General features: G+C 51.1%; 6 protein-coding genes. All 6 read right to left on the minus strand.

All coding sequences use genetic code 11. From position 1 onward, the window contains the following. Window positions 1–91: 91 nt before the first annotated feature. Window positions 92–1,036 carry a c-type cytochrome gene (locus tag GF404_11175; protein MBD3382743.1) on the minus strand — a complete coding sequence of 315 codons (945 nt, stop codon included), beginning with the start codon at window positions 1,034–1,036 and terminating at the stop codon, window positions 92–94. Beyond that, the gene (locus GF404_11180; protein ID MBD3382744.1) at window positions 1,029–2,213 is read right to left on the minus strand and encodes a hypothetical protein; all 1,185 of its coding nucleotides are present in this window, start codon (window positions 2,211–2,213) and stop codon (window positions 1,029–1,031) included. The genes GF404_11175 and GF404_11180 overlap by 8 nt, the downstream gene beginning before the upstream one ends. Before the next feature lie 17 nt (window positions 2,214–2,230). Beyond that, the gene (locus tag GF404_11185) at window positions 2,231–2,854 is read right to left on the minus strand and encodes a cytochrome c (protein MBD3382745.1); all 624 of its coding nucleotides are present in this window, start codon (window positions 2,852–2,854) and stop codon (window positions 2,231–2,233) included. Beyond that, window positions 2,829–3,347 (minus strand): DUF3341 domain-containing protein, encoded by a 519-nt coding sequence (locus tag GF404_11190; protein MBD3382746.1) that lies wholly within the window; start codon window positions 3,345–3,347, stop codon window positions 2,829–2,831. Before GF404_11190 ends, GF404_11185 begins: the two co-directional genes overlap by 26 nt. Then, window positions 3,340–4,737: a hydrogenase gene (locus GF404_11195; protein ID MBD3382747.1), complete on the minus strand. Its 1,398-nt coding sequence runs from the start codon at window positions 4,735–4,737 to the stop codon at window positions 3,340–3,342. Before GF404_11195 ends, GF404_11190 begins: the two co-directional genes overlap by 8 nt. After that, window positions 4,718–7,263 (minus strand): 4Fe-4S dicluster domain-containing protein (locus tag GF404_11200; protein MBD3382748.1); only part of this gene is annotated, 2,546 nt, incomplete at its 5' end. The genes GF404_11195 and GF404_11200, both read right to left, overlap by 20 nt.

Here is a 7,263-nt window from a genome sequence, read left to right on the forward strand (position 1 = left end):
CCCCGGACTGTTCCTGGGCAAACGCTCCAACAGACATTATCAGAACAAATATAGTTAACAATACCAATGACTTAACTCTGCTCATACCTCATTACCTTGAAATCTCCGAGAGAGTCCTCACGTAGTCGTAAAGCTCGTCAACCTCCCCGCCGGATAGAAATCCGAAGCGATGTTCGGGCATTCCGGGAGTGCTTTCGACCAAAAAACGCCTGAACTCACGCCTGCTTTTCAGGACTTCCGACTCTCTCCCATAAAATCTACCTTTATGTAGATAAAGAACAGATGAAGGCACGACTTGTTCCGCGGATAGAGTGCCCTGACCTTTGTTTCCATGGCAGGATGAGCAATTCCGGAGATACAACCGATCGGTTTCAATTTCAGCCTGATTCACTCTCGGCAGTGCCTTCCTGCTAAAGATCATTTCCATGGCCACATCGACAGGTATAGGTTCGATCCGGGGTGCCTGTGTCGTGTCAGTTGTGGTGTCCGGTACAGCTTCCGTGGCAACCTCTTCCCCATCTCCGCCGGGCAGTTGTGCCACAAGCTCAGGTGGGTTTTCAGGTAGCTCCGGCACCATAGTAGCGACATACTGTGCCATAGCCATCCTCTCCTCACCGGGAAGCAGGTCGAAGGCCGGCATCGAGGTGCCCTGAACCCCATTGGTTATCGTGTTATATATCTCCACAATTGAAGCACCATGCTTAAATTTTTCTTTCAGGAAGTTTCGCGGTGGAGGGTTGAGCCCGGCCGACTTCGGCCCCTGACCACTTCCGTCTTCGCCATGACAGGAGGCACAATTGAGTTTGTACAACCGACGTCCCTCGGCCACCAGGCTGTCGGTCGGTTCCAGAAGCTTTCTCAAGTTGACCTGTTTGACATCCTCTTCAGGTCGCAGTTGTTCTGTGGGCGGATAGTACTTACCTTCGAACTTCCCCCTCCGAAATCCTTCTGAAAAAGCGAAATAGACCACGTAGATGGCCGCCACCAGAGCGATTATATAGAACAGTAAATTTATATTTCCCTTGACCTTAGACATGCTGATACCGTCCAGTCACACAGCTTTCGAGATTTGGATCGCCCTTGGCCAGAAGCGGATATTTCTTATAGAAATACCTGACCGAGAGGCCAAATATCCCCAGAAACATCAAAAACACTCCGACCTCGATCCAGGAAACCATACGAAATGATTCCGAAAAAGTCGGGACCACCATCCAGTAAACATCGAGCCACTGGCCTACCAGCACCCCCACAGCAACAGCGAAGATAACCGCTGGATTAGCCCGGTTTTTATCCGGCATCAGAACGATAAACGGAAGAATCCATTTTAACAGCGGAAGCATAAGCAACACAAACTGCCAGCCGTTTTTGGAACGAGGGATGAAATAAGTGATCTCATGTGGCAGGTCAGCATACCAGATCAGCATGTACTGCGAAAACCCGATATAGACCATGAAAACCGAAAAGGCCATCATCCAGGTACCCAGATCGTGGAGGTGGATATGCTCGACGCCGTTTTCGAGATAACCACGGCCACGAAGCAATATAACAATAATCGCGGTTGCCGAGATTCCACTCAAAAACAGGCCGGAGAAGCAGTAGACACCGAACATGGTGGAATAGAAATGCTCCTCCAGTGACATCAAAAGGTCAATGGAAGCGAATGTGAAAGTAAAACCAAAGACAATCAGGAAGATAATACTGAGTTTTTTGTTTTTACGGGTCAGGCTCGGATTCTCGCTTTCATCCTGCTTGAGCGAGAACCTGACGATCAACAGCGCCAGGACAATCCATATTCCAAAAAATATCAATTCACGAACTATGAACCAGAGTGAGGTCAGGTATACATGTTTTGTGTAAGTAAAATAGTGTTCGGGAATGAATTCCGACCATTCATAGAGACTGCCGATACCGAAGAAAAGCCCTATCAGCAAAATCAGTGAAACCGGCAGGTAAGCGGCAAATCCTTCAGCAACCCGGCGAATACTGACCGACCAGGTACCGTTGGCGACGTATTGCACCGCGGCGAACACGAACGCGCCGAGCCCGATGGTCAGAAAATAGAAGAATTCGATCAGGTAATTGTACCAGGCGCGCTGTGGATTGAGAAACAGGGCCAGGATAAAAACCACCAAACCGATCAAAAATGAGAAAAACAGGAACCGGTCACAGACCAATCCCGGCTTGAGCGGTCCGGTATTCTTTATTTCAGGCATCGGCCCCGAACTCATAACTACTTACTCTCCTTCTCGGCGACCGGGATTTCGGAATATCCCAGATCTTTGAGCCTGTCGATATCTTCCTGTGTCGGACGAGCCGCTTTCTGGAGCGCGCGGACATAGTGGATGATTGCCCAGCGTGTATTCTGGTCGATCGAACTCTTATAGCTGGGCATATTCCCCTGCCCCATGGTAAGTATATGATAAAAGCGGCCATCCGGCCATCCAATCGCCTTATCTGTGTACAAAAGCGGCGGCTTAGTCATCTTGGGAATAATCGGACCATCGCCCGCACCGGTGCTACCGTGACAGGGATAGCAGTATATAGCGTAATACTCCTGCCCTAATGCGAGCACTTCCTGCCCTGGTCGGAGGGGGTTGATCAGCCTGTGGGCCGCCAGCGTATCACCCACTGTGTGGGGGTATGGTACCATGTCGCGCGGGATGGTATTAGCCACCGGATGACGCATCATAGTATGACCGGTATCGTCAGGGTTATCCTGCTGCGGTTTGACAGCCGGCGAACGATACATATCCGGCATGTATTCCCACTCGCGCACATCCCGATCACGCGCGCATGACAGCAGGCTGAACAGTGCCAGTATGATTACACTATATTTCCACAATTTCGGTATCATCTATATCGTTTTCCTTAAAAAACTCCGTAATCTTATCCTGCCCCCCGTTTTCCTCGAGGGGTATCAAAAGCGCAAACTGATCGTCGGTCAGCCTCTCCCGAATAACGTTCGGATCTTTGTAGGGATAGAAGCGACCTATATGCATGAGCGCCAAAAAGGTTGTGATCCCGGCCAGCAGCACCCCGGACTCGAAAACGATCGGAATGAAAGCCGGCCATGAGACTAGTGGTTTTCCACCTACGTTGATCGGCCAGTCAGCCGCCGATGTCCAGGCCTGAAGCAGAAAACCGAGCCCCGCACCGATCACCAGCATCGTCTTGGCCGCTTTCGGGATCCATGACTTCTTGATCCCCAGCGCTTTCTCGAAGCCGTGGACCGCAAACGGCATAATCGCATTGAGCTTCTTGAATCCCAGTTTGCGAGCTTTTTCACCAACTTCCAGGAATCGATCGGGGTGATCAATGAATCCGACCACGACTTTTTTCTTAGCCATTTTTACCTCCCTTTCTGCCCAGGGGATTGGTCAGGATCATCTTGATTTCGGACATCGAGATGACCGGGAAAAACTTGATAAACAGCAAAAACAGTGCAAAGAACAACCCGAACGAACCAATCGTGACCGCCCAGTCAGAGAAAGTTGGGATGTAGTAATCCCAGTTGGCGGGCAGGAAATCTCGGTGGAGCGAGGTTACGATGATATTGAAACGTTCGAACCACATACCGATATTGACACAGATCGAGACCGCGAACATCGCCGGAATCGAGGTGCGAATCTTCCTGAACCAGAACAATTGCGGGATAACGACATTACAAACAAGCATGATCCAGACCGACCAGGCATAGGGCCCGATCAGACGGTTTAAGAAAACAAATTGCTCGAACGGCTCATCGGAATACCAGGCCACGAAAAATTCCATGAAATATGAGTACCCGACCAGGCAGGAGGTGAATAGTATGACCTTGTTCATCATCTCCATATGCCGGATAGTGATATATTCTTCGAGTTTCATCACCCGTCTCAGGATCACCAGGAGCGTAACCACCATAGCCATACCGGAGAAAATCGCCCCGGCCACAAAGTACGGCGGGAAGATCGTGGCATGCCAGCCCGGCAATTGTGATACGGCAAAGTCAAAGGACACGATACTGTGCACCGACAACACCAGCGGAGTTGCCAGCCAGGCGAATTGCAGGTATGATCTCTCGTAATGATCCCAGTGATGAGCTTCGCCTTTCCATCCGAACGAGAGTGTGCGATAGAAGAACCTGCCGATTTTATTTTTGACGCGGTCGCGCAATGTGGCAAAATCGGGCAAAAGCCCCTGGTACCAGAACAGAAGCGAGATCGTAAAGTAAGTCGTCACCGCAAAAACATCCCACAGCAACGGCGACCGAAAATTCACCCACAGCAGACGGTCATTGGGGTACGGGATCAGCCAGTAATCGACCCAGATCCGTCCGGTATGGATGAGCGGGAACAGCCCGGCACACATGACCGCGAAGATCGTCATCGCTTCGGCAGTGCGGTTGATCGAGTTACGCCATTTCTGACGCAACAAAAACAACACCGCCGAAATCAGCGTGCCGGCGTGACCGATGCCGACCCAGAAGACGAAATTCGTGATATACACACCCCATGCCACCGGGTGGTTAAGCCCCAGAATACCGATGCCTTTCGTCAACTGGATAGAGAGGATATAGCCCAACAGCGCAACTGCCGCCATAGACAGCGCCAGAAGCAATAGCCAGATCCGGCTCGGTTTGTTGGTGATCGGGGCATAGACGTCCTCGGTCACCTGTTTCATTGAAATATGACTGCCCAGCCATGGGCCGCCATATTTGTGACCGTCGATATCCAGCGGTTTAATGTCCGTGTGAGCCATCTTCCTCGGTTTCCTCCGCATCACGGTTACGGATCAGGTACAAAAATGCAACCTGCGGTTCGATATTGAGTTCCTCCAATGCGCGATACGCGCGGGGATCGCGAGCCAGTCTGCTGATTCTGCTGTCCGGATCATTTAAGTCACCAAACACGATCGCATCGCCCGGGCAGGTCTGCGCACAGGCCGGGATAATTTCGCCGTCACGCACCGGCCGTCCCTCGGACTTGGCCTTGTGATGGGCATCGCGGATTCGCTGGATGCAGAACGTGCATTTCTCCATCACACCCCGTGTACGTACGGTAACATCCGGGTTGAGCGCAAAGTGGCTGACTTTATCCGGATGAGCATTCTTATAGTAATCGTAATAGTTAAATCTGCGGACTTTATAGGGACAGTTATTGGAACAGTACCGAGTTCCCACACAGCGATTGTAAATCTGCAAGTTGAGTCCCTCGTCGTTATGTACAGTCGCCAGCACAGGGCAAACCGTTTCGCAGGGAGCTTTTTTGCACTGATGACAGGTCATCGGCTGACGTATGATTTTGGGATTTTCCGGATCACCCTGGAAATAGCGGTCGATCCTCAACCAGTTCATCTCGCGCCCGTTTAAAACTTCCTCGCGTCCGACATAGGGAATATTGTTTTCAGTCATGCAGGCCACGATACAGGAATTGCATCCGATACAACGGTTTAAATCGATCACCATACCCCACAGGTGGCCGGGATAACTGTGGTCCTGTTTCCACAACGACCCCTCGGGCACATGATGCTTATGCAGTCCGGCATGGTGGTCATGCTTGTATTTATCCAAAGTCGTCTCGAACAATATCGGCCGTCCCTCGATATAATTATGACCCTGAACAGTGGCCAGGAAACGATGTTTCCCGGTTTTTTCAAGTTTTACACCGGTCAACAGGTTATCGGGACGACCGTTGTCAGAACCGGCAAGCTTGAAAGCATTGATCCCTAAACCGTCGCCGACAGCACCAACTGAAGTTCTGCCCCAGCCGACCTGGAGCGCGGCTACATCTTTATGAGTGCCCGGTGCCAGATGAACCGGGATCTCGAACGTCTGGCTTGCATGCGTGAACGAAACGATATCGCCATCCTTGAGCCCCATCTCGGAAGCCCTGGACGGGGCTATTGCCAGATAGTGGTCCCAGGTTATGCGTGTAACCGGATCGGGGGTCTCCAGAAGCCAGGCATTGTTCTGGTAACGGCCGTCATAACGCAAAGACGATACGGTCAGGTTAATAACTAATCCGCCAGGGCTACTCCCGTCGTAACCGATACCCTCCAGAACTGAGGAATTGAATTCTCCAGCCTGTTGATTCTGAAGCTGTTCGTACTCGCGGGAGGCATAGAACCCCTTCTGTAGCAGGTCGACCCAGAAGGCTTCGAAATCAGCTGCCAGCCTGTCCTGCCTGAATATACTTTCACGCCAGTACCGGCGCAGGTAAGCATAGAAACCAAACGGTTTATCGCCATTTCCAAAATCAGCTTTACCCAGCTTAAAGCCCAGATTCAAAAGCGAATCCTCGAATTGACGATTGTCAAATAATGGCGAAATAGTCGGTTGCTGGATGTTGTAAAGTCCGGTCAAAGGTTCCGCGTCACCCCAGCTTTCAGCGCCATGCAAACCGGGCAGCAAATAATTGCAAAGCCTGGCTGTTTCGTCGATACGGTCAGCCATAGAAACCCTGATCGGGACATTCTTAAAGCAGTCCTCGAAACCAGCCTGTTCAGGCATGCTGTATACCGGATTGGTATCATAAACCAGAACTGCGCCCACTTTGCCGGTTTTCATATCAGCGATAAACTGCATAATATCCTCAGCCGGCGATGCACCCCGCGCGGCCGGAATCGAACCGGCAGTGATCGTTTTTCCTTCGTTTTCAAGTATAATATTCAGGAAATGGACCAGGTAATGCAGTTTCTCGGCACCTTCGAACTGATTGGAGTAACTTTCAGAAAGAATCAAACCCTGACCGCGATTGTCCCAGAGTTCACGGGCGATCTTAGCCAGCCTGCCGTCCTCAAGGTGCAGTTCCTTTTCGACTTCGGCAGGTTCAAATTGATTCAGAACCGATTTCACGCTATCATTATTTATGTAGGCGGAATGACCGTCTTTAATCACAATCTGGTTGGCCAGCGCGCCGGCGATTTTATATAAATCTTTTGGATTTACAGGCCAGTGATAGTCGCCACAGGCTCCGGTTTCGGAGAAAGCCGGCTCGAAAGCATAGACCCGCGACATTCTCTCATCGCCCGGAAGACGTTTAGAGGCGAATTCACGCATATACTTGAGACGGTTGCGTCCGCACGCAAACGGATCCGCACCCAGCAGAACCAGGATATTTGCTCGGCCGATATGATATTCCGGGAAGGCGGTGTCGCCAAAAGCATCACGCCGGGTTTGCATGAAAGCGTCATGGCAGAGAGCTTCATAACGAATATGACGCGACTGCGGAAACTGTTCTAAAAACCTGTTAATCAGATCGCTACGCGCCGGGCCGTGCCAGGTAC

It is taken from the genome of Candidatus Zixiibacteriota bacterium (genome assembly GCA_014728145.1).
GTDB lineage: Bacteria > Zixibacteria > MSB-5A5 > JAABVY01 > JAABVY01 > WJMC01.